The sequence below is a fragment of the uncultured Maribacter sp. genome (genome assembly GCF_947500985.1).
In the GTDB taxonomy this organism is placed as follows: Bacteria; Bacteroidota; Bacteroidia; order Flavobacteriales; family Flavobacteriaceae; genus Maribacter.
The window spans coordinates 105,316-128,086 of the sequence record NZ_CANMTX010000008.1; the positions used below are offsets into that span (position 1 = coordinate 105,316).

Sequence of the window (22,771 nt, forward strand, 5' to 3'; positions counted from 1 at the left end):
ATAAATTAAAAGTAACACTATGTCAAAATTTGCAAAGAAAAAAGATGGAGAGGTACCAGCGGTATCAACAGCTTCCCTTCCTGACATTGTATTTATGCTTTTGTTTTTCTTTATGACGGTAACCGTTATGAAGGATAGTTCCTTGAAAGTTGAAAACGTACTTCCGAATGCTAGTGAAGTAAAGAAATTGGAAAAGAAAGATCGTGTAATCTATATTTATGTTGGTAAACCAACTAGAGAATATGAGAAGACTTTTGGTACTGAGCCAAAAATTCAATTAAACGACAAATTCGCTAGTCCTTCTGAAGTTGGTGATTATATTTTGATGGAAAGAGCTAAAAAGCCTCAAGAAATTCAGAATGTATTGACTACAGCACTTAAGGTTGATAAGAACGCTAGTATGGGATTGATATCCGATATTAAACAAGAGTTAAGAAAGGTAAACGCTTTAAAGGTAAATTATACTACCTATGAAGGTGATGCTTTCAATAATCTACAATAGTTAGTTAAGTAGAATATTACATTTTCAAAACGCTTCAAATTTATTTGAAGCGTTTTTTATTTCATTAACTTTACTTTATGCGTTTTGCCATTTTATTTTTATTAGTAGTTCTGCATTCTAATGCTCAGGTAGTATCAGATAGTATTTCAAATACACGGTATTTTGAAGATCAGTTTTATGTTGGTTTATCGTATAACTTTATATTGAACCATCCGGAGGGTTCTAATCAACGTAACCTTTCTTATGGTCTGCAAGCCGGTGTAATAAAAGATATTCCTTTAAACAAGACAGGAACAAAGGCTATAGGCATTGGGGCTGGTTTGGCTTTGAATAGTTATTATTCAAACTTAGTTGTCGATATAACTGGTGATGATATTACGTATAGTATAAATGATGATATTACTAGAAGTAAGCTAGAGACACATTTAGTTGAGTTTCCTTTAGAGTTTAGATGGCGAAATTCTACTGCTGAAGATTATAAATTTTGGCGTGTTTATGGTGGTATTAAGGCTGCTTATGTTTTAGGAGCTCGTTCAAAGTATGACTTAGGTGATATCAGTGAAGGGTTTAAGAATACAGACTTAACTAAATTTCAATACGGACTAACTTTAAGTTTTGGCTATAATACCTTCAATCTTCATGCGTATTATGCCTTAACTGAACTCTTCGATGGTAATGCTTCGGTCAATGGTGAGGTCTTGCAATATAGACCGTTACGTATAGGTCTTATTTTCTATATTCTATAACCAGAATCTTACGGTTAATAACTGAGATAATAGTCCTATAAAAAGACCGATTACAACTTCTATACTGGTATGTGCCTTAAGATATAGTCTGGCAGTTATTATACCCCCCGTACAAGCGATAAGCAAACTGATTGCTATTATAAGGTTGATCTCAAAATGGATGCTCAAATTAATGAGATACATTAAAAGACCACTTATGCCAACAGTATGTAGGCTAGTTTTAAAATTAAATAATAGTAATAGTATACAGGCTATTGTAGCGCCTAACAACCCCGTAAAGTAAAAATAAAGCTCACTTACGTAATTGTTTGGAATGACTTTATAAAGTATTAAAAGGAGAATAGACGCGTGAATATAAAGCGGGTATTTTCTTTCTTGAATAGAGTTTAAAGTAATGGAATGTACTAAACCCAAATTCTTCAATATTAAAAAAGTTATTATCGGAATAACAACGGTTAATATAAAAATGGGTAATATGCTCGCACTTTGAATTTCTAATGGGGTAAATTTTGGAGTGATTAGAAAATAGGCGACAGTACCTCCGATAGGAATAAACAGCGGGTGAAATAAGTAGGAAATAAGATTGGAAAAAACCTTCATTAAATTTCTTTTCTCATACGTGCAACAGGTATGCTTAACTGCTCTCTGTATTTAGCTACTGTTCTTCTAGCAATGGGATATCCTTTTTCCTTTAAAATAGCAGCAAGTTTGTCATCTGTCAATGGCTTTTTCTTTGTCTCATTTTGAATAACTGTTTCTAAAATCTTCTTTATTTCTTTTGTAGAAACATCTTCTCCTTGTTCATTTTTCATTGACTCAGAGAAATATTCTTTTATCAACTTGGTACCATAAGGAGTGTCAACATATTTGCTGTTTGCAACCCTAGATACAGTTGAAACATCCATTCCTATTTTATCTGCAATATCTTTTAGAATCATAGGTCTCAAGTTACGCTCATCACCAGTAAGAAAATATTCTTTTTGATATTGCATAATTGAGTTCATTGTAATAAACAGCGTCTGTTGGCGCTGTCTAATAGCATCAATAAACCATTTTGCAGCGTCTAACTTCTGCTTAATAAACATAACAGTGTCTTTTTGAGACTTAGACTTGTCTTTGGCTTCTTTGTAGCCCTTAAGCATATTGCTATACTCTCTAGATACGTGTAGCTCTGGTGCATTTCTACCATTTAGTGTTAGCTCTAATTCACCTTCAGTAATTCTAATGGCAAAATCAGGTACTACATGCTCTACAATTCTATTGTTTCCAGAATATGAACCACCTGGTTTTGGATTCAGTTTTTCAATTTCTCCAATTGCAGCTTTTAGCTCGTCTTCGGTAATATTATGTTTCTGAATTAATTTTTGGTAGTGCTTCTTGGTAAAGTGTTCAAAAGACTTTTTAAGAATCGCAGTGGCAAGCTCAATGCTAGGGGTAATTTCTTTACGCTCTAGTTGTATTATTAAACACTCTTCTAATGATCTAGCGCCAACTCCGGGCGGATCTAACTCTTGTACTATAGAAAGTATTTTTGTAATGGTTTCTTCATCTGTGTAAATGTTTTGGGTAAAGGCCAAATCATCCATGATATCGGCGATAGGTCTACGAATGTATCCGCTTTCATCTACACTGCCTACTAGAAACTCGGCAATATTCCACTCGTCATCGGTAAGATAAACGGTATTCAGTTGATTTATTAAATGCTGATTAAATGAAATACCGGCTGCGTAAGGCACACTTTTCTCTTCATCATCTGAGCTATAGTTGTTCGCTTTGGTACGATAATCAGGAATTTCATCATCACTTAGGTAATCATCTATATTGATATCTTCGGTGTTGATGGTTTCGTTGTCTGATGTGTCATCGTAAACATCATCATACTCATCATTCGTATTTTCTACATCTTCTTTACCGGTTTCTAAAGCCGGATTCTCTTCTAATTCTTGCTTGAGACGTTGTTCAAATGCCTGCGTAGGCAATTGAATCAACTTCATCAATTGAATTTGCTGTGGAGATAACTTTTGAGATAATTTAAATGATAGGTGTTGTTTCAGCATTACTTTATTCTAGTACTGGTAAAAGTAACTAAATCCGCTTAAAATTCGGCATTCTGTGGCGTTCTTGGAAACGGAATTACATCTCTAATATTACCCATACCTGTTGCGAAAAGAACTAAACGTTCAAAACCAAGACCAAATCCACTATGTTCTGCAGTTCCGAATTTTCTTAAATCAAGATACCACCATAATTCTTTCTCGTCGATACCCAATTCTTTAATTTTCTCTTTTAAAACATCTAAGCGCTCTTCTCTTTGCGATCCACCAACGATTTCACCAATACCAGGAAATAAAATATCCATAGCTCTTACGGTTTTTCCGTCTTCATTTAAACGCATGTAGAAAGCTTTAATTTTGGCTGGATAATCAAATAATATTACCGGACATTTAAAATGCTTTTCTACTAAGTAACGCTCATGCTCGCTTTGTAGATCTGTACCCCACTCTTCAATAGGATAAGTAAATTTTTTCTTTTTGTTAGGCTTACAGTTTTTAAGGATATCTATAGCCTCGGTATAACTAACTCTTTTGAAGTTGTTATCGGCAACGAACTTTAATTTTTCGATTAAAGGCATATCGCTACGTTGCGCTTGTGGTTTGCTTTTTTCCTCGTCTATTAATCTCTTCTCTAAAAACTCTAAATCTTCTTGACAATGCGTCAAGGTGTAAGAAATAACGTTTTTAATAAAGTCTTCTGCTAGGTCCATATTAGCATCTAAATCGAAAAATGCCATTTCCGGTTCAATCATCCAAAACTCAGCTAAATGCCTGGAAGTATTTGAGTTTTCGGCTCTAAATGTAGGTCCAAATGTATAAACTTTACCTAATGCCATGGCATAAGCCTCGGCTTCTAATTGACCAGATACGGTTAAGTTGGTTTCTTTTCCGAAAAAGTCTTCTTTATAATTAACATCTCCATCTTCCGTAAGTGGAGGATTTTTCTCATCTAAAGTAGTGACACGAAACATTTCTCCTGCACCTTCAGCATCAGATCCCGTGATAATAGGCGCGTGGAAGTAGTTGAAACCGTTTTCTCTAAAATAGCTGTGAATGGCAAAAGATAAGGTAGACCTAACACGCATAATTGCAGCGAAAGTGTTAGTTCTAATTCTTAAATGTGCCTTTTCTCTTAAGAATTCTAAAGAGTGCTTTTTTGGTTGAATAGGATATTCTTCGGGATCAGCAATACCCAATACTTCTAAAGCACTTACTTGAATCTCTACAGATTGTCCGCGTCCTTGACTTTCAACAAGTGTACCTGTAATTTTTAATGCAGCACCAGTATTTACTTTCTTTAATAATTCTTCATCAAAATTTTCAAAATCAACTACACATTGAATAGTGCCTAAAGTAGATCCATCATTTAATGCGATAAATCTATTGCTTCTAAAGGTTCGTACCCAACCTTTAATAGTTACTTCTTGTAATAAGTTTTTACTTGCTAGTAATTCTTTTATTGTTGCTAAACGCATGATATTGAATTGAAAATTAAAGTCCCAAAGATAGGATTTTGTTAAAAAATAAAGAGTTTAAAATGCGATATAAACGAAGCTGAAATAATTTTATTGGTTATTATTTTCATCTTGGGGTAAAATATCTATTTGCGGCTTTTTAAGTGTTTGCTTGTTTGCGATACTTTTTTCTAAGGATAATAGTAAAGAAGGTAACAAAATTAAGTTTGCCAACATCGCAAGTAATAGTGTTGCAGAAACCAGTGAACCCAGTGCTACGGTACCACCGAAATTAGATATTACAAATACAGAGAAGCCAAAGAACAAAACAATAGAGGTGTAGAACATACTAACTCCAGTTTCTCTTAATGCATTATAAACCGATTTTTCTATTCGCCAATTATTTGCGGTGAGTTCTTGCCTATACTTTGCGAGAAAGTGTATGGTGTCATCGACCGAAATACCAAATGCAATACTAAATACTAATATGGTAGATGGTTTTATAGGTACACCCACAAAGCCCATTATTCCGGCAGTTATGACTAAGGGCAATAAATTAGGTATCAATGAAATTACAATCATTCTGAACGATCGAAACAAATAGGCCATGAATAATGCAATTAGTCCAATTGCCAAAGCAAGAGACATAATTAGATTTTTAACAAGATACTTTGTTCCTTTTAAGAATAACAACGCACTACCAGTCATGTAAACGTTGTAACGTTCTGCAGGGAATATTTTCGTGATATTCTCTTGCAACCGTTGTTCAATTTCTTCCATGCGGCTGGTGTTGACATCTCGCATGAACGTGGTCATTCTAGCTGTTTGACCAGTGCTGTCAACAAAAGATTTTAGTAAATCTCCGTTATCACCAGATTTACGGGCAACATCCATGATGAAGGTATTTTCTTGACTGGTGGGTAATTGATAATATTTAGGAATGCCATTATAAAAAGCCTGCTTAGAATACTTTACCAAATTCACTACGGAAACTGGAGTTGAAAGTTCTGGTATTTCTTCTATAACCTCTCCAAGCTGATTCATACGTTTAAGAGTAGTTGATTTTAAAACACCTTTAGGGGCTTTCGTATCTACAACGATTTCAACAGGCATAATACCTTTGAACTCTTTTTCAAAAAAACGTATGTCATGAAAGAATTCTGCATTCTTCGGCATATCTTCAATTGGGCTACCTGATATTCTTATCTGATAAATACCAATAATACTTATTACAAGTAAAGAGATAGAAACAATATATACTGTAATTCTTCTATGTCTTACTATACGTTCCATCCATTGAACAAAGGCATCTATCCATTTTTTGTTTAAGTGTTTTAAATGCTTTGTTTTTGGTAGCGGCATAAAACTATAAACAATAGGGATAATAAGTAGCGATAAAATAAATATGCCTAATATGTTAATGGAAGCTACAATACCAAATTCTTTTAGCAATGTACTGTCTGTTACAATGAAAGTAGCAAAACCAGATGCTGTGGTAATATTTGTCATCAAGGTTGCATTTCCAATTTTAGAAATAACGCGTTGTAATGAAAGTGCCTGATTACCGTGTTTTTTTACTTCTTGTTGGTATTTATTAATTAAGAAAATACAGTTAGGGATACCGATAACAATGATTAGTGGTGGTATAAGTGCTGTAAGAACTGTAATTTCATATTGTAGCAAGCCAAGTAAACCAAAAGCCCACATTACACCTATTATAACTACACACATAGAAATTATCGTAGCTCGAATACTTCTAAAGAAAAAGAAGAAAATTAATGAAGTAACACCAAGAGCTGCCAGAATAAATTTACCAATTTCATCAATAATATTCTGAGAATTCATTGTCCTCACATACGGCATACCAGATATATGAACATCTAAATTTGTTTCTTCTTCAAACTTTTTAACTAGTGTATTTATATCTTGTAAAATAAAGTCTTTTCTGACCGAGGTATTGACAATGTCCTTATCTAGATTAACAATAGTTCTTATTGTTTTACTTTCTTTATTGTATAGAAGGTTGTCGTAGAAAGGGAGGTCATTGAATAGATGATTGGTAATACTATCTATTTCCTTTTTAGTCTTTAGTTCGCCATTTATTAAAGGGCGCATTACAAATTCTTGCTTTTCGTTATCCTTTATTAGCTCTTTTAAATTATCTGTTGAGATAACAAATTCTACCTCTGGGAAAGCAGCAAGTTGTTTGCTTAATTTATTCCATCGGTTAAAATTATCAGGTGTAAATAGAGCGCTGTCACGTACGGCAAAAACGACTGCATTTCCTTCTTCACCAAATTTGCTAAGAAAATCTTGGTATTGAATATTTACCGGGTGGTCATCTGGTAGTAGATTTGTCTGCGAACTTGAAAAACGCATATATTGCCATTGCCACCCCATGAAAATGGTAAAAGCGGCAATTAAGAGTAAAATTAGGATTCTATTTCGTAGAATTATGTTTGCCGTTTTAGGCCAAAATCCCTTCGTTAGTTTAGCTACCATAACTGTTTTTGCAGGTCGCAAAGGTAACTATTAGCTACATCTGTTCCTAAATTGAAAAGTTTAAATTTTTTACAAAAAAATAAAGCTACCTATTTGGGGTAGCTTTAAATGAATATTATTGATTCCTAGATTATACTTTCATGATTTCCGCCTCTTTTTTATCCAAGAAATCTTCAATTTTCTTTGTGAAGACATCAGTTAAATCTTGTACATCGGCAGTGGCATTTTTTTGTAAATCTTCAGAAATATCTAAATCCTTAATTTCTTTATTTGCATCCTGTCTTGCACTTCGTACACCAACTTTTGCATGTTCCGCTTCTGCCTTAGCTTGTTTTGTAAGCTGTATCCTGCGCTCTTCTGTCAATGGTGGAACGTTGATAATAATCATATCGCCATTGTTCATAGGGTTAAAACCTAGGTTGGCGTTCATTATCGCTTTTTCAATTTCTTGGAGCATGTTTTTTTCCCATGGTTGAACAGAAATTGTTCTACCATCTGGGGTGTTCACATTGGCTACTTGAGATAGCGGAGTTTGTGATCCATAATAATCAACCATTACAGCTGATAACATGGCAGGGCTGGCTTTACCAGCTCTAATCTTTAAAAATGCGCGTTCTAAATGAGCTATAGCGGCGTTCATGCCTTCTTTTGTAGCGTCTAAAACAAATTCTACTTCTTCGTTCATATAATAAGAATATTACTATCGCAATAACATAAACTATACCGAGAATTATAGGTTGACCGTTGTACCAATAGTTTGGCCGTCAACAATTTTCAGTAAGTTTCCTTTTTTGTTCATATCAAAAACTACGATAGGTAGTTCATTTTCTTGACTAAGGGTGAAAGCTGTGGTATCCATAACCTTTAGTCCTTTTGTAAGTACTTCCGAAAAAGAGATAGTATCAAATTTCGTAGCGCTTTTATCTTTTTCTGGATCAGCTGTGTAAATACCATCTACACGTGTACCTTTAAGTATTACATCAGCTTCTATTTCAATAGCACGTAAAACGGCTGCAGAATCTGTTGTGAAATATGGATTACCAGTTCCTCCACCAAAGATAACAACTCTTCCTTTCTCTAGATGCCTCATGGCTCTTCTTCTAATGAAAGGCTCGGCAACTTCGTTGATTTTTATAGCAGATTGTAATCTGGTTTGTACACCGTTCATTTCTAAAGCACTCTGTAGTGCCAAGCCGTTAATAACGGTTGCTAGCATGCCCATGTGGTCGCCTTGAACTCTGTCCATACCAGTTGCAGCACCTGCTAAACCACGAAAGATATTTCCTCCGCCAATAACAATAGCTACTTCTATACCTTTTTCAACTACTTCTTTAATTTCTTCTGCATACTCGTTTAGACGATTAGAGTCTATTCCGTATTGCTTTTCGCCCATTAAGGCTTCACCGCTTAGTTTTAGAAGAATTCTTTTGTAGTGCATCTTAATTTTTTATTTGCCGTCAAAAATAATGAAAATATTTGATGGGTACGGTCTATATTTAATCGAAGCATTACTTAATTCGCTAAGTTAGGGTCGTAACATATTATCTATCTTTGATATCATTGATGTTTAAATATTCACTTATGAAGTTTTTTATGAAGAAAAATGTTTTAATTATTGCTTTTGCCCTAATATTAAATGCCTGTGGGGCAAGTAAGGCGCTTTTGTCTGTAGAAAATAGCCCAGTTGTCACTTCAATAGATTTGGTAAATGTTGTTGACGATAAAGTTCAGGTAAGTATAAACCCTGGTGCATTTACTAGTTCTACAGTAGTATTCAGAATACCTAAAACAGTTCCGGGTACATATAGTTCAGATAATTACGGACAGTATATTGAAGATTTTGAGGCTCTTGATTATAAGGGTAATTTATTAAATAGCACGAAACTCGATGATAATACTTGGAGTATCACTAGCGCCGTTCAATTAGATAAAGTACAGTATTGGGTTAATGATACCTATGATACCGAGAATGATGTTGCAGATGCGGTCTTTTCGCCTGCAGGTACCAACATTGCAAAGGGAAGTAATTTTATGCTTAACCTTCACGGATTTGTTGGTTATTTTGACGGATTTAAAGAAGTGTCGTATACAATACAAATTAAAAAGCCCGCTGATTTAATTGCTACTACAACACTTTCAAGTGAGGTGGGTGAAAAGATTGATCCACTTTTAGATGCTTTTACTGCTAAGCGTTATTTTGAAGTGATTGACAACCCTATAATGTATGCTAAACCGAATACAGAAACTTTTGAGATTAATGGTATTATAGTAACACTTAGTCTGTATTCTCCAAATGACGTTTATAAAGCGGCAGATTTAAAAGATAGAATGGTTGCTATGATGGGTGCTCAAAAGAAGTTTTTGGGTGATGTCGATAGTACTAAAGAATATAATATTTTATTATACATGTCTGATGTAAATATACCAGATGCTCATGGTTATGGGGCTTTAGAGCATCATACTTCTACAGTTGTTGTATTGCCAGAGGCAATGGATATTGGTCGTTTAGAACAAGCAATGGTAGATGTGGTTTCTCATGAGTTTTTCCATATTGTTACTCCGCTATCGGTTCATTCTAAAGAGATTCAGTATTTCGATTTTAACGATCCAAAAATGTCAGAGCATTTATGGATGTATGAGGGAACTACAGAATATTTCGCCAACCTATTTCAGATTCAGCAGGGTCTAATTTCTGAGGAAGATTTTTATGAGCGTATGCTAGGTAAAATCACTAATTCTAAATTTTATGATGATAGTATGTCTTTTACTGTAATGAGTAAAAATATACTAGAACAACCTTATGAGCCTAATTATGCCAATGTATATGAGAAAGGTGCCTTAATTAATATGTGTCTTGATATCATTTTAAGAGAAAAAAGTAATGGCGAAAAAGGGATGCTTTGGTTAATGAAAGAATTATCGAAAAAATACGGTACCGATATTCCTTTTGAAGATGAAGCTTTGTTTCCTGAAATTGTTTCTATAACATATCCAGAAGTTGATGTGTTCTTTAAAGAGCATGTGATTGGTACTACACCTATTGATTATGATGCCTTTTTTGCTAAGGTTGGTTTAGCTACTAAAGATGTTGAAGAGACTACTGGTTACTTCTTTGATGGTCAAGTGCCATATATGGATGTAGATGTTCAAAATGATAGTGTCGTTTTTATTCGTGAGAATATTGAATTAAATTCTTTCTTCAATGATTTAAAGTTGAAAGGTGGTGATATTTTTAGAACTATAAATGAGCAAGAAATTAATTTAGAAACACTTCGTCCTATAATAGGGGAAAGTTTTGGGTGGACTCCAGAAACTGTTGTTAGTATGACTGTTGAAAGAGATGGTGAAATGATTTCTGTTTCTGGACCTGTTGGTCAACCGGTAAAGAAGGTTAAGAAGATAGTTGCTTTAGAGGGTGTTTCTGAAGAAACGGTAGCCTTGCGAAATGCCTGGTTGAAGAATTAGGTAATAGTTAAAATATAATTAAATAAAAAAACCGTCTACTTTTTACAGTAAGACGGTTTTTTATTGAGTTAGTTGTATTGTAATTAACCTACAGTTACACGTTTAAAATCTAAAACAGAAACATCACCATGAGATTCAACATATTTAGCTACGTTGATTTTCTCATCTTTAATGAAGTTTTGGTCTAATAAACATTGTTCTTGGTCCAAAGTTGTATTGTCAGATATGAATCTTTCTAATTTACCAGGAAGAATCTTATCCCAGATTTGCTCTGGTTTACCTTCTGCTTTTAACTGCGCCTTAGCATCTTCTTCAGCTTGTGCAATAACTTCTGGAGTTAATTGCGCCATAGAAATGTACTGAGGTACGTTTTTAAGCGTCTTGCCCAAACGACCTAGTTCTTCGTTATCTTTTTCAATAACAGCAATTCTAGCTTCTGTTTCAGCTGCAACAAATTCAGGATCAAAATCTTTATAAGACAATGTAGTTGCGCCCATTGATGCAACTTGCATAGAAACGTCTTTTGCCAATACATCAGCAGTTTCAACTTTTGCAGAAAGACCAACTAAAGCAGCAATCTTATTAATGTGAACGTAAGAACCAACATATGGTGCTTCTAATTTTTCAAAAGCTGTGATTTCTAATTTTTCACCAATAACACCAGTTTGTTCAACTAATTTTTCAGCAACGGTCATACCTCCAAAATCAGCAGCTAAAAGCTCTTCTTTAGAGTTACAGTTAAGTGCTATTTCAGCTAATTGGTTAGCAAGAGTAATAAAGTTCTCATTTTTACCAACGAAATCGGTTTCACAACCAAGTACTATAGCAACACCAACAGTTTCGTCAGAATTTAACTTAGCAATAGCGGCACCTTCAGAAGAATCTCTGTCTGCTCTTTTTGCTGCTACTTTCTGTCCTTTTTTACGAAGCACTTCAATAGCTTTGTCGAAATCACCTTCGGCCTCAACCAAAGCGTTTTTACAATCCATCATTCCAGCGCCAGTCGCCTTTCTTAATTTATTTACTTCTGCGGCTGTAATTTTTGCCATTTTATTTTCTTTTAGTATACCCGTTTTAATGGGTTGTTCTTAGATTTATTTATATCAAAAAAAGAATAACTTATTCTACACCACCTTTAGTGTTGTCTTGCCACTCTTTAAGTTCGTCCCATTTACCATCAGCAGCCATTTTAGCTTGCTTTGGCCAAGAGGTAGGATCTAAATGAGCCATTCTTGAACTTGCTTCTGTTAAGATTTCTTTGATTTTTTCAGCTTCTCCTTTAGAAAGATCTGCGAAAGTAGTAATACCTGCAGCAACTAATGCTTCAGCAGCTTTAGGTCCAATACCTTCAACTTTAGTTAAATCGTCAGCTTCAGCTTTAGTAGCTTTAGCAACTACTGGTTCAGCCTTAACTTCTGGCTCAGCTTTTACTTCTGGTTCAGCTTTTGCTGGAGTAGGTTCTGGCTTTTCAGCAGTAACCTTTTTCTTTGGAGCTTTATCTTTTTTCTCAGATTTACCTTCAGATGCATCGCCTTTTTCAGCCTTACGTTCAGCAAGACCTTCAGCAACTGCATTTGTAACTTCTGTCATAATGATGTCAATTGACTTAGAAGCATCATCATTAGAAGGTATAAGGTAATCTACATCTCTAGGATCACAGTTGGTATCAACCATTGCAAAAATAGGAATGTTTAATTTTTGAGCTTCTTTTACTGCAATGTGCTCTCTCATTGTATCAACGATGAACAATGCACCTGGTAAACGAGTCATTTCAGAAATAGAACCTAAGTTTTTTTCTAATTTTGCACGTAAACGGTCAACTTGTAATCTTTCTTTTTTAGATAGAGTAAGGAAAGTACCATCTTTCTTCATACGATCAATAGAAGCCATTTTCTTAACAGCTTTACGAATTGTAACGAAGTTTGTTAACATGCCACCTGGCCATCTTTCTGTGATGTAAGGCATGTTTACTGCTGCTGCTTTTTCAGCAACGATATCTTTTGCTTGTTTTTTGGTAGCTACGAAAAGTATTTTTCTACCTGATGCTGCAATCTTGCTAAGAGCCTCATTGGTCTCGTCTAATTTTGCAACTGTTTTGTAAAGGTTGATTACATGAATACCATTACGCTCCATGTAGATGTAAGGAGCCATGTTCGGATTCCACTTTCTTGTTAGGTGACCAAAATGTACACCTGCTTCTAATAATTGTTTTACTTCGACTCTCGCCATTTTAATTTAGTTTACGTTCTTATGAATTAGCAATGATAAAGTGGTATTTGCATGAGCAAAAGCCTTCACCATTTAGATGCTAAACTAATCTTACCTTTAATTTTAAAGTGATTAAAGGATTTTTAATTGTCCCCAAAAGGACTTTCAATGAACTTGTTAATACTCTGGATTTTCCAGTATGATAAAATATAAAAATAGGCACCCAAAAGGGTGCCTGGTAATCTTGTAACTCGAATTAACGTTTCGAGAATTGGAATTTTTTACGTGCTTTCTTCTGACCGAATTTCTTACGTTCAACCATTCTTGGATCTCTAGTTAATAGACCTTCTGGTTTCAAGACAATTCTGTTTTCAGCATCAATCTCACACATTGCTCTTGATAAAGCAAGACGAATAGCTTCTGCTTGACCAGTGATACCACCACCGTAAACATTTACTTTTACGTCATAAGTATCTAAGCTTTCAGTTAAAGTGAAAGGTTGTTTTACTTTGTATTGAAGTGTTGCAGTTGGAAAGTATACACTTAAATCTTTGTTGTTAATAGTGATATCACCATTACCATCAGAAAGATAAACTCTCGCTACAGCGGTCTTTCTACGACCAATTTTATGAATTACTTCCATCTTATTTAATGTCTTTTAAATTAACAACAGTTGGCTTTTGAGCTTCCTGACCGTGCTCTGTACCTGCGTAAACTTTTAGGTTTCTGAAAAGCTCAGCACCTAGTCTGTTCTTAGGTAACATACCTTTGATCGCTTTTTCAAGAATACCTTCTGGATTTTTATCCAATAATTGTTTTACGGTAGTAGAACGTTGACCACCTGGGTAGCCAGTATATCTCAAGTAGGTTTTATCAGACCACTTGTTTCCTGAAAGAACAATCTTCTCTGCGTTGATAATAACAACATTATCACCACAATCTACGTGAGGGGTGAAACTTGGTTTGTGCTTTCCTCTTAACAAATAGGCGACTTTAGAAGCCATGCGTCCTAATGTTTCTCCTTCGGCATCTACCAATAACCACTCTTTGTTGACAGTTGTTCTGTTGGCCGAAACGGTCTTATAACTTAATGTATCCACTACTGCTATTTTTAACTATTATTTTAATCAATCCCTAGAAAGGGGCTGCAAATCTACAATTATTAAGTTGAATTGCAAATACTTGTTTCTTATTTTTTCACATTTTTTCAATAAATGCGAAATCTTACTACTTTGCTACTATTGAGATACTGTTAAACTTATTGATTTTATTACTATTTCTGTAACATTTACAATTCTTTAATGTCTCTTCTAATATTAAAACAATCAACCAAAAGAACTTGCAATTATGAGTAGACGCTTATTCAAGAGTATCTTATTTATTTTATTAACGACTATAGTAGTTGCTCAAAAAGATTCTGTAAAGGTACAACGGGAATATAATACCGTGCAACTTCCTATAGGTGAAGAAATCACTATTGATGGCAAATTGTCTGATAAAGCATGGAAAAATGTTATTTGGGATGATGATTTTACTGTTTTTGAGCCAAATAACGGTAAAAAAGCAAGTCAACGAACAAAATTTAAGATTGCATATGATGCTAAGTTTATTTATGTAGGTATTCGCTGTTATGATAGTATACCTAATAAAATAGAAAAACGTCTAGCTCGTAGAGATAATTTTTCTGGAGATTGGATAGAGGTGAATATTGATAGTTATAATGATAAAAGAACGGCTTTTTCATTTAACGTCTCGGCTGCGGGAGTAAAGGGTGATGAGTTTATTTCTAGAAATGGTGATTTTTGGGATGCCAGCTGGAACCCAATTTGGTATACAGCGGCAAATATTGATGGAGAAGGATGGAGCGCAGAAATGAAAATTCCGTTTAGTCAATTGAAGTTTGGTGTTGCGGAAGAACAAGTGTGGGGACTTCAAATACACAGAAGATATTTTAGGGGAGAAGAACGCTCTATTTGGCAACCAATTTCTTTAGAAGCACCTGGTTGGGTTAGTGAATTTGGTAGGTTGAACGGTTTAAAGAATATTGAACCGCAAAAACAATTGGAGATTCAACCGTTTTTAGTGAATCAGTTCGATAAGTATCCATCCGAAGATGGTAACCCTTTTAGAGATGGCAAAGATTATATTCTCAATGCAGGGTTAGATGCTAAAATAGGATTAACGAATGACTTGACCCTAGATTTAACGGTCAACCCAGATTTCGGTCAGGTAGATGCTGATCCAGGTGCGATTGCATTGGACGGATTTCAAATATTCTTTGAAGAACGAAGACCTTTTTTTATTGAGAACAAAAATATATTCGACTATGAGTTTGCCGATGGTAACGACAATGTTTTTTATAGTAGAAGAATAGGCAGAAGCCCGCAAGGGTATGCAGATGTTACAGATAATGAATTTGTTGATCAACCAATAAATTCTACAATACTTGGCGCGGCAAAATTTTCTGGTAAGACAAAAAACGGGTGGTCTTTAGGTTTGTTAGAAAGTGTTACCGGTAAAATGTACGCAGATATTGAAGATGTCACTGGTAATAAAAGATCAGAACTGGTTGAGCCTTTAACCAACTATATTGTGGGTAGAGTTCAAAAAGATTTCAATGAAAGAAATTCTTATTTGGGCGGAATATTCACCGCCACTAATAGAAATTTGCCCGATCATCTTGAGTTTTTAAGAAGTGGGGCATATACCGGCGGTTTAGATTTTAAACATAATTGGAAGAATAGAAATTATTATGTTGAAGGTAATATAGTAGGTAGTCATGTTACGGGTAGTGAAGAAGCAATAACACGAACACAAAATAGTATTACGCACCTTTTTCAAAGAGTAGATGCGGGTCATGTTTCTGTTGATGAGAGTAGAACATCACTTACGGGTACAGGCGGAAAGTTAGAAGTAGGTAAAGCTGGTGGTGGAAATTGGAGGTATGATGGCGGGGTCATTTGGCGCTCACCCGAATTGGAACTGAACGATATCGGATTTTTAAGGCAGGCAGATGAAATAAAACAAACAGCATCTGTAAGTAGATTGTTTATAAAGCCCACTAATTTTTATCGTAAAGCCAATATAGAATTAAGTCAATATTCAACCTACGACTTTGAGGGTAATTATAATCGAATTCAATATCAATTTGAAGGTTTTATAAATTATAAAAATAATTGGTGGACAGAAGTGGGTGCAGCGCATAAACCACGTATATTTTCAAATACGGTACTTCGTGGCGGACCACGGTGGCGCTGGTCAGACGAAAATTTCGCGTATTTATTCTTCGGTTCTGATAGTAGAAAGAAATTGAGTTTTACCCTAGGTTATGTAAATAGTCAAGCAGCAGAAAAGAATTTTTCGCTAGCGCGATATGTTTTTAGATTATATTACCAACCTTTTGATGCTTTTAATCTATCTATTTCTTCTGAATTTGAAGAGAATCCGAATAAGACGCAGTATGTTACCGAAACCAATTTTAATGGCGATGCAAGATATATTACCGGTAATATTGATCAAAAAACGTTTAGTACTTCCATCCGTTTTAATTATAGTCTAAATCCGAATCTTTCTATTCAGTATTATGGCGAACCATTTATATCTAGAGGTACATATACCGATTTTAATTACGTGAATAATCCAATTGCAGAAAGTCTTAATGAGCGAGTAACTCTATTCTCTGCAAATCAAATTTCGCAACCTACTAGTACTATTGATTATTTAATTGATGAAAATTTTGATGGTACTGTAGATTATCAAATAGAGAATCCAGATTTTTCATATGTTCAATTTAGATCCAACTTAGTGCTTAGATGGGAATATGTGCCTGGTTCAGAAATCTTTTTGGTCTGGTCACAAGGTGTTGTAGGGGCAGGGAATCCTGATGAAACTTTGGGTAGGAATTTAGATCGTCAAATACTAGGGCAGAAAAAAGATAATACCATTTTGTTGAAAGCAACGTATAGATTTATACTCTAAGTACCTGTTTTTGTTAGGTAGCTGTTTGTATGGATATGAAATAATAAGTTGATTTTTTCGTTTTTATGCTTGTACAACCAAAAAAACTAAAAAGATGTATAAGCATATTTTACTAATTGCAGGAGTAGTATTAACACTAGTATCCTGTAGTTCTGACAAAGATGAGACCCAAAATGAAGCAGAACTCAATAGTGCGGCTATTGTTGGCACTTGGGATGCTACAGAACTTGAAATTGACAATGAAACAGCAAGTGACGATGTTAAATTTGGAAAACAGATTCTAGATTTTCTTACAGAGAAAAATTGTTTTATTATTACACTCCAGTTTAATGAAGACTTAACGGCCAGCGCTTCTAACTCCGCAAATTATATTGAAGTTAACGCAACTGCTACGGGTTTAGATATTCCTTGTCCTACAGAGTCAGATGAAAGTGCAAGTACGTATACTTTTGACGGAGAAACTGTAACTACAATAGATGAAAATGGTGAGGAAGTGGCAATAGGTGTTATTATTGATGGTAATGTAATGACATTAGATGCCAGCGATCTTGATATTCCTAATTTCTCAGAAGACGGACAATTGATTTTTGTGAAGCGATAAACAAGCTTAAATTATATTCAAAGAATTGACCCTTACATTTATTGTGAGGGTTTTTTATTGCTTATAAAATTTAGCTTTTACATTTTGATGTTCTGATTGTATGGTAATCATGTACAAGCCTTTCTCAAGATTAAAAACGGGTATGTTAAGCGAGTTTCTTTTAATATCCCATTGGTGGTAGATAATTTGGGTCCCGTAGCTATCTCTAATGCTTATAGCCGCATTCGAATCATTTTTAAGTCCTAAGACATTAATAACATTCGTTGCAGGGTTAGGAAACACTTTGATAGTACTTTCCGCATCTTGGGCAAACAACTGCGTTGCGCTAAAGATGATAAAAAGTGATATGATAAAAAGACGTTTCATAAAATATAGCGTACCTCATAGTAGAAGTACGCTATATGCTAACGTTTGTAAAATACCTTTTCGTCTTTCTTTAAATAAACTTTAACTTTCTAGAATGTGAAATAGGTACGGCTAGTAGATGTATTGTCATTACTATCTTTAGATACTATTTGAACAATATATTGCTCCCCAGCTGTAATATTATAAGAGGTGTTTTCATTAGTAGTATTCTCAAGAATTAATTCTAAATTATCTGAGGTACCGATATACACATCATAATTAATCAAATCATCATCTAAATCTTCACCTACCCAAGAAACGTTGACTGTACCATCACCATTATCTGAAACACTGATTTCTGCTGGGAATGGGGCAAAGTTTCCTGTACTGGTTCCTTCAGAATAGAAATTCCAAGAATCACTAGCTAAAGTTTTTGCGCCTAAAATTGCAGTTACAGTCCATGAAAATTGGGTGCCTTTTGGCAGACCTGCAGCAAGTGATGTTGTTGTTACAGTTCTTGTGTCTGTAGAATTGGTTTCTTGATTGGTAATTTCTAGTTCATAAGAGGTGGCATTTGTAGATGCAGACCATTGAAATTCTATACTTACCCCATCATTACCATTGTCTTCACCCTCTGTGCAAATTAAATTATTGTCAGGGAAAACAAGATTGAAATCACCTAATACTTTTTCTTCAGGAGGTGTTGAGTTGTCACTGTCCTTGCCTCCGCAAGAAACAATTAGTAGTCCCATTAAAATTAATTTTATAGCTAATCTCATTTTTTTACAAATTTTAAATTGATTTCTTTATCTCCTTCCACGATGGTTAACATGTAGATACCAGGAGAAAGGTTAGAAATATTCATTTCTAATGTGCCGTGATTAATTTGTCGGCTTTCTTGTAATGTTGTTACTCCGCTTACATTAGATAATATAATTTGTGCTTCGGTCATGATGTCCAGACCTTCAACTCGTAATATGTCCGCAACAGGATTCGGAGATAAAATAGCATTACTAATTACAACACTATCATTAAAAAGACCTTGGCAAATTTTATCAGTTTCTATAGAAATAACATTAGCTCCTTTATCAAGCGGAAATGATAATTGCTGATTAGCTATATTGTCCACTTCAAAGGAATATACATTATCATTCACTAAAACTTGGTAATTCTTACTTCCGGAAACCACAACACTTGCTTTTTTAGCAGTGTAATCAATTACTGTTTTGCCTGAAATAAATTCTTCGGGAGTTTCAATTGTTACTGTGTAGCATTGTTCATAGGTTGGATACTCAGGTATCTTTACACATACCGTATACGAACCATAAGAAAGATCTGATCTTACTAGCCCATTTGATGCGTTAATGTTATCAAAGGTGTTATCTAGTAATATACCGGTGATTTGAACCGTGTAATTGTAATCCTCGGTGAAAGAAACAGAGATTTCGCCATTTGCCGTGTTTGGACAACTGGTACTTGTTACTTTTACTTGAATACCATCATTTGGAATATCTGGGGCTGTATTTTCAAAAATCGTGCAGCCATTCTCATCAACTGTATCTCCTGTTGGTGTATTTGGACAATCATCATTAGTATCTGCAACTCCGTCGTTATCAGTATCTGTTACAGTTGTAATTGAGCAACCATTTGTATCGACCATGTCTCCAGTTGGTGTGTCAGGGCAATCATCATTAGTATCTGCAACTCCGTCATTGTCTGAATCCGCTACTTCTGTTATGGTACATCCATTAGCATCGACCGTATCTCCAGTTGGAGTATTTGGGCAATCATCATCTGTATCTGCTACACCGTCATTGTCAGTGTCTGTCGTAGCAACATTTACTTTCAAGACCATATTGTCCAAAATGATTTTTCGTTGTGCCAGATTTGAAACTACTGCTACTCTTAAATCGGCAATAGCATTTGAATCTGCTGTAAATGTTCTTGTAAGTGTTTGCCAACCAGAATCTGCTGGGTCAATTGTAAAGATTTTAAAAGTTTCAAAAAAACCGGTAGTTAATTCAAGTTCTAAAGAATTGAAAGTGCCTTCTAAAACTTTATAATCAACACTTATAATATATTCTACTCCATTGAATAATTCAATATCATTTTGAAATATAGAGGAGGCATTAGAGCCGTTATCTCCCGTAGTCAACTCTAGGCTATATTGTAGGTCGTCACTAATATCTTCATTCTTGTTCCATGAGCTTCCTGGTATTATGTTAATACCCCAATTTCTTAAATTAGTACCATTATTCAATGACCAATCTTCAAAACTTGGGTCCTCTAATAAATTTGAAGTGTCTACGTTAATTTCACAACCATCCTCATCTACGGCTAAAGCAGTTGAAGGTGTGTTTGGACATAAATCATTACCATCTAAAACACCATCATTATCAGTGTCAGCTAAAGCTTCACCAAGTACACGCATGTTGTCTATTTGTATTATACCTGTTATAGATGTATTTGCTCTTATAACTAATTTAAAGATGTGATCTTCATCTATATCGTTTGTGTCGAATTCAAATGAAACATTATGCCAAGCGCCATCACTATCAAATCCTACAAATTCATCAGCAATTCTAATACCGAATGGATTACCGTCTTTTGATATTTGAATTTCAGCACTTACGTTGTCACCTCTTTTTATTTTATAATCAAAGCTATATGTGTACGTGGTATTGGTGGCTAATTGTATGGTAGCCGTGTTTTGTAATTCTGTTTTAAATTGTAATGAATTATTTAAATCAATTTCTAGAGAATAATTACCATCTGTTGCTTCTGTATTTCTTATAATACTGTTAGCATTGGTTATGGTCCAGTTATCTGGTGTTAGCGGATTACCTGACCAGTCTTCAAAACTGAAGTTTTGTAGAAAATTGGTTTGCCCTGCAATTGTTATTGGGCAACCTTGAGAATCGACAATGATACCCGTTGGAGTGTTGGGGCATAAATCTTGATTATCATTTACACCATCGTTATCAGAGTCTGCGACAACAGTTAAGGTTATTGGGTTTTTGGTTAATTCAAGTTCTGGCAATATTGTATTGTTTATTAAACAATCATATTCTGCAGCATCTGTGGATTGTACATTGAATACTGTGAAAGTAGATTCAGAAGCGCCAACAATATTCACTTCATCTTTTCGCCATTGATAGGTGTTATTGTTATCTGTTGTTTCAGTAACGGAAATCGTAAATTCCTCACCATTATTTAATTGAATATTGTCAGTGTCTCCAATATTTCTTTGATTTGAATAATAGAAGTTTACCGATGAATCTGTATTTTGAGATAATTCTATAATATCTTCAAAAACAAAGTTATTAGACCCAATGGTTAGCTTAGTTAAATTTGGAGATGTGAAATTTGGGATTTTACCTGAGAAATGATTAGAAAGTATTGAAATAGATTCTAATAATGGTAGTTCTGCTATTTCTAAAGGGATTGTACCTGTTAGCCCAGCGTTTTGAGTGTCTAAATTTTTAAGGTTAGATAATAGGCCTAATTCTGGGGGTAATGGAGCTTCGAAATTATTAAAGGATAACCCAAGAAATTCTAAATTCTCTAGTTGGGCTAGTTCCGTTGGGATAGGTCCAGTGAAACTGTTGCCTCCTAAATTTAAATTAATTAAGTTGTTTAAAAGTCCTAACTCTTCAGGTATCGTTCCAGTAAACTTGTTATTATAAATATCAATCGAAGCTAAACTGGTTAATTGTAGTAATTCTATCGGAATCTCTCCTTCCAATTGATTTTGTGGCACTCTGAAAGTACTAAGATTTTGACAGTTGACAATAGTTAAGGGGATAGTGCCCGTGAAATCATTATCATAAATGTCAAAACTCTCAAGGTCGGGTAAATTACCTATTTCATCAGGGATTGTCCCAGAAAGTTCTGCACGAAAAAACCTAATATCCTTAAGCTTTGCAAGATTCCAAAATTCAATTGGTAGTTCTCCACCTAGAGTAATATTACTAAATCTTATGCTCTCTAAGTTAGAAAGATTCGTGATTTCAAAAGGAAAATTTTCAGTTAGTTGATTCTTGTTCTCTTCATCAGAATTACTAAAATTTAAAATTTCTAACGATTTTAATTCATTTAGGTCTCCAATTTCTGGAGGTATAAAACCATTTAGCTTATTTTCCCAAATTTGAATACCTGTTACTCTGTCGTTAGCATCTAAAGTTATACCGTACCAGGTATTCATATTTGCGTTTAAATCCCATGGTCGCAACCAATTTGTACCATCGGTGGCATTGTAAAAAGCAATTAGCGCTTCGCGATCAGTTGCAGTACTACCTTGTGCGGAAAGTTGTATTGAAAACAAAAATAGGGCTGCCAATAGCAGCCTAGTGTAGTTTTTAATCATAGTAAAATATGGTTAGCAAAACACTAATATAAATATTAGCATCGATGAAAAAGCAGCAAGTCGAGTATCTTTAAAGTTCTCTAAAACAATAAGATATGAACACTCAACAAACTGCTTGCCCGAAGTTATACATTGGTATCGATATTCACAAACGAAGTTGGAAAGTACATTGTGCAACAGATCTGTTCGCTGGTAAGTCTTTCAGTATGTCACCCGACCCAAAGCAATTACATAGTTATGTTTCAAAACATTTCAAGGAGTATGAAGTTACCGTAGCTTATGAAGCTGGTTGTTGCGGTTACCACGCTCATCGTTGTTTTGAGAGTTACGGTTGGCGAAGTCTGGTAGTCAATCCAGCAGACATTCATAGAAAGGGCAAAGAGAAACATAGCAAGACCGATAAGATAGATGCGCAGTTGATAGCGAGAGAGTTGAAGGATAACCGATTGCAGAGTATCATAGTGCCGGACAGGAAACGTGAAGAACTTCGTAGTCTGTTCAGACGCAGAAATGACCTTGTAAAGGATTTCAGAAGGGTCAAGAGCTATAT

19 protein-coding genes are annotated in these 22,771 nt (G+C 34.8%); 6 read left to right on the plus strand and 13 right to left on the minus strand.

Annotated features, from left to right (window positions below):
• Positions 1-19 precede the first annotated feature (19 nt).
• Positions 20-502 carry a biopolymer transporter ExbD gene (locus Q0871_RS15985; protein WP_027065004.1) on the plus strand — a complete coding sequence of 161 codons (483 nt, stop codon included), beginning with the start codon at positions 20-22 and terminating at the stop codon, positions 500-502.
• A 77-nt stretch (positions 503-579) separates the two neighbouring features.
• Positions 580-1,248 carry a porin family protein gene (locus Q0871_RS15990; RefSeq protein WP_299325420.1) on the plus strand — a complete coding sequence of 223 codons (669 nt, stop codon included), beginning with the start codon at positions 580-582 and terminating at the stop codon, positions 1,246-1,248.
• On the opposite strand, the gene Q0871_RS15995 is transcribed toward Q0871_RS15990, so the two are convergent.
• The 6 genes from Q0871_RS15995 to pyrH form a co-directional block, all read right to left on the minus strand.
• Positions 1,243-1,848, minus strand: a complete 606-nt coding sequence (locus Q0871_RS15995; protein WP_299325421.1) for a hypothetical protein — start codon at positions 1,846-1,848, stop codon at positions 1,243-1,245. The two genes, Q0871_RS15990 and Q0871_RS15995, sit on opposite strands and share 6 nt — an antisense overlap.
• Positions 1,848-3,305: an RNA polymerase factor sigma-54 gene (gene rpoN / locus Q0871_RS16000; RefSeq protein WP_299325422.1), complete on the minus strand. Its 1,458-nt coding sequence runs from the start codon at positions 3,303-3,305 to the stop codon at positions 1,848-1,850. The genes Q0871_RS15995 and rpoN overlap by 1 nt, the downstream gene beginning before the upstream one ends.
• 38 nt (positions 3,306-3,343) lie before the next feature.
• Positions 3,344-4,777 (minus strand): asparagine--tRNA ligase, encoded by a 1,434-nt coding sequence (gene asnS, locus Q0871_RS16005; protein ID WP_299325423.1) that lies wholly within the window; start codon positions 4,775-4,777, stop codon positions 3,344-3,346.
• 90 nt (positions 4,778-4,867) lie between these two features.
• The gene (locus Q0871_RS16010) at positions 4,868-7,258 is read right to left on the minus strand and encodes an efflux RND transporter permease subunit (RefSeq protein ID WP_299325424.1); all 2,391 of its coding nucleotides are present in this window, start codon (positions 7,256-7,258) and stop codon (positions 4,868-4,870) included.
• Positions 7,259-7,388: 130 nt separating this feature from the next.
• Positions 7,389-7,943 (minus strand): ribosome recycling factor, encoded by a 555-nt coding sequence (gene frr, locus Q0871_RS16015; protein WP_299325425.1) that lies wholly within the window; start codon positions 7,941-7,943, stop codon positions 7,389-7,391.
• A gap of 45 nt (positions 7,944-7,988) precedes the next feature.
• Positions 7,989-8,696: a UMP kinase gene (pyrH, locus tag Q0871_RS16020; protein WP_299325426.1), complete on the minus strand. Its 708-nt coding sequence runs from the start codon at positions 8,694-8,696 to the stop codon at positions 7,989-7,991.
• A gap of 143 nt (positions 8,697-8,839) precedes the next feature.
• Between pyrH and Q0871_RS16025 the strand changes: the two genes are divergently transcribed.
• The gene (locus tag Q0871_RS16025; protein ID WP_299325427.1) at positions 8,840-10,723 is read left to right on the plus strand and encodes a peptidase M61; all 1,884 of its coding nucleotides are present in this window, start codon (positions 8,840-8,842) and stop codon (positions 10,721-10,723) included.
• Positions 10,724-10,806: 83 nt separating this feature from the next.
• On the opposite strand, the gene tsf is transcribed toward Q0871_RS16025, so the two are convergent.
• The 4 genes from tsf to rplM form a co-directional block, all read right to left on the minus strand.
• A complete protein-coding gene (gene tsf / locus Q0871_RS16030) occupies positions 10,807-11,772 on the minus strand; it encodes a translation elongation factor Ts (protein WP_299325428.1) in 966 nt (321 codons plus the stop codon).
• Between the two features lie 70 nt (positions 11,773-11,842).
• Entirely contained in the window at positions 11,843-12,952 is a 1,110-nt protein-coding gene (gene rpsB, locus Q0871_RS16035) for a 30S ribosomal protein S2 (RefSeq protein ID WP_299325429.1), read from the minus strand.
• A 235-nt stretch (positions 12,953-13,187) separates the two neighbouring features.
• The gene (gene rpsI, locus Q0871_RS16040) at positions 13,188-13,574 is read right to left on the minus strand and encodes a 30S ribosomal protein S9 (protein ID WP_073242318.1); all 387 of its coding nucleotides are present in this window, start codon (positions 13,572-13,574) and stop codon (positions 13,188-13,190) included.
• 1 nt (position 13,575) lies between these two features.
• On the minus strand, positions 13,576-14,031 hold the full coding sequence (rplM, locus tag Q0871_RS16045) for a 50S ribosomal protein L13 (protein WP_073242320.1): 456 nt from the start codon (positions 14,029-14,031) through the stop codon (positions 13,576-13,578).
• A gap of 247 nt (positions 14,032-14,278) precedes the next feature.
• Here rplM and Q0871_RS16050 point away from each other — a divergent pair, with 247 nt between their 5' ends.
• A complete protein-coding gene (locus Q0871_RS16050) occupies positions 14,279-16,909 on the plus strand; it encodes a DUF5916 domain-containing protein (protein ID WP_299325430.1) in 2,631 nt (876 codons plus the stop codon).
• Between the two features lie 94 nt (positions 16,910-17,003).
• Complete coding sequence (locus tag Q0871_RS16055; RefSeq protein WP_299325431.1) at positions 17,004-17,510, plus strand: lipocalin family protein; 507 nt, start codon at positions 17,004-17,006, stop codon at positions 17,508-17,510.
• Between the two features lie 54 nt (positions 17,511-17,564).
• Here the strand turns inward: Q0871_RS16055 and Q0871_RS16060 are convergent, their stop codons facing one another.
• The 3 genes from Q0871_RS16060 to Q0871_RS16070 all read right to left on the minus strand — a co-directional run bounded on the left by Q0871_RS16060 (position 17,565) and on the right by Q0871_RS16070 (position 22,221).
• On the minus strand, positions 17,565-17,876 hold the full coding sequence (locus Q0871_RS16060; protein WP_299325432.1) for a T9SS type A sorting domain-containing protein: 312 nt from the start codon (positions 17,874-17,876) through the stop codon (positions 17,565-17,567).
• A gap of 89 nt (positions 17,877-17,965) precedes the next feature.
• Positions 17,966-18,634: a hypothetical protein gene (locus tag Q0871_RS16065; RefSeq protein WP_299325433.1), complete on the minus strand. Its 669-nt coding sequence runs from the start codon at positions 18,632-18,634 to the stop codon at positions 17,966-17,968.
• Positions 18,631-22,221 carry a thrombospondin type 3 repeat-containing protein gene (locus tag Q0871_RS16070; protein WP_299325434.1) on the minus strand — a complete coding sequence of 1,197 codons (3,591 nt, stop codon included), beginning with the start codon at positions 22,219-22,221 and terminating at the stop codon, positions 18,631-18,633. The genes Q0871_RS16065 and Q0871_RS16070 overlap by 4 nt, the downstream gene beginning before the upstream one ends.
• A gap of 95 nt (positions 22,222-22,316) precedes the next feature.
• Here Q0871_RS16070 and Q0871_RS16075 point away from each other — a divergent pair.
• On the plus strand, positions 22,317-22,771 hold a 455-nt coding region (locus tag Q0871_RS16075), incomplete at its 3' end, for a transposase (RefSeq protein ID WP_299325435.1).

Excerpts from the sequence above, each read along its gene's own strand:
- Q0871_RS15985 (WP_027065004.1), top strand. The coding sequence starts at position 20 with ATGTCAAAATTTGCAAAGAAAAAAGATGGAGAGGTACCAGCGGTATCA.
- Q0871_RS15990 (WP_299325420.1), top strand. The coding sequence starts at position 580 with ATGCGTTTTGCCATTTTATTTTTATTAGTAGTTCTGCATTCTAATGCT.
- Q0871_RS15995 (WP_299325421.1), bottom strand. The coding sequence starts at position 1,848 with ATGAAGGTTTTTTCCAATCTTATTTCCTACTTATTTCACCCGCTGTTT.
- rpoN (WP_299325422.1), bottom strand. The coding sequence starts at position 3,305 with ATGCTGAAACAACACCTATCATTTAAATTATCTCAAAAGTTATCTCCA.
- asnS (WP_299325423.1), bottom strand. The coding sequence starts at position 4,777 with ATGCGTTTAGCAACAATAAAAGAATTACTAGCAAGTAAAAACTTATTA.
- Q0871_RS16010 (WP_299325424.1), bottom strand. The coding sequence starts at position 7,258 with ATGGTAGCTAAACTAACGAAGGGATTTTGGCCTAAAACGGCAAACATA.
- frr (WP_299325425.1), bottom strand. The coding sequence starts at position 7,943 with ATGAACGAAGAAGTAGAATTTGTTTTAGACGCTACAAAAGAAGGCATG.
- pyrH (WP_299325426.1), bottom strand. The coding sequence starts at position 8,696 with ATGCACTACAAAAGAATTCTTCTAAAACTAAGCGGTGAAGCCTTAATG.
- Q0871_RS16025 (WP_299325427.1), top strand. The coding sequence starts at position 8,840 with ATGAAGTTTTTTATGAAGAAAAATGTTTTAATTATTGCTTTTGCCCTA.
- tsf (WP_299325428.1), bottom strand. The coding sequence starts at position 11,772 with ATGGCAAAAATTACAGCCGCAGAAGTAAATAAATTAAGAAAGGCGACT.
- rpsB (WP_299325429.1), bottom strand. The coding sequence starts at position 12,952 with ATGGCGAGAGTCGAAGTAAAACAATTATTAGAAGCAGGTGTACATTTT.
- rpsI (WP_073242318.1), bottom strand. The coding sequence starts at position 13,574 with ATGGAAGTAATTCATAAAATTGGTCGTAGAAAGACCGCTGTAGCGAGA.
- Q0871_RS16050 (WP_299325430.1), top strand. The coding sequence starts at position 14,279 with ATGAGTAGACGCTTATTCAAGAGTATCTTATTTATTTTATTAACGACT.
- Q0871_RS16055 (WP_299325431.1), top strand. The coding sequence starts at position 17,004 with ATGTATAAGCATATTTTACTAATTGCAGGAGTAGTATTAACACTAGTA.
- Q0871_RS16060 (WP_299325432.1), bottom strand. The coding sequence starts at position 17,876 with ATGAAACGTCTTTTTATCATATCACTTTTTATCATCTTTAGCGCAACG.
- Q0871_RS16065 (WP_299325433.1), bottom strand. The coding sequence starts at position 18,634 with ATGAGATTAGCTATAAAATTAATTTTAATGGGACTACTAATTGTTTCT.
- Q0871_RS16070 (WP_299325434.1), bottom strand. The coding sequence starts at position 22,221 with ATGATTAAAAACTACACTAGGCTGCTATTGGCAGCCCTATTTTTGTTT.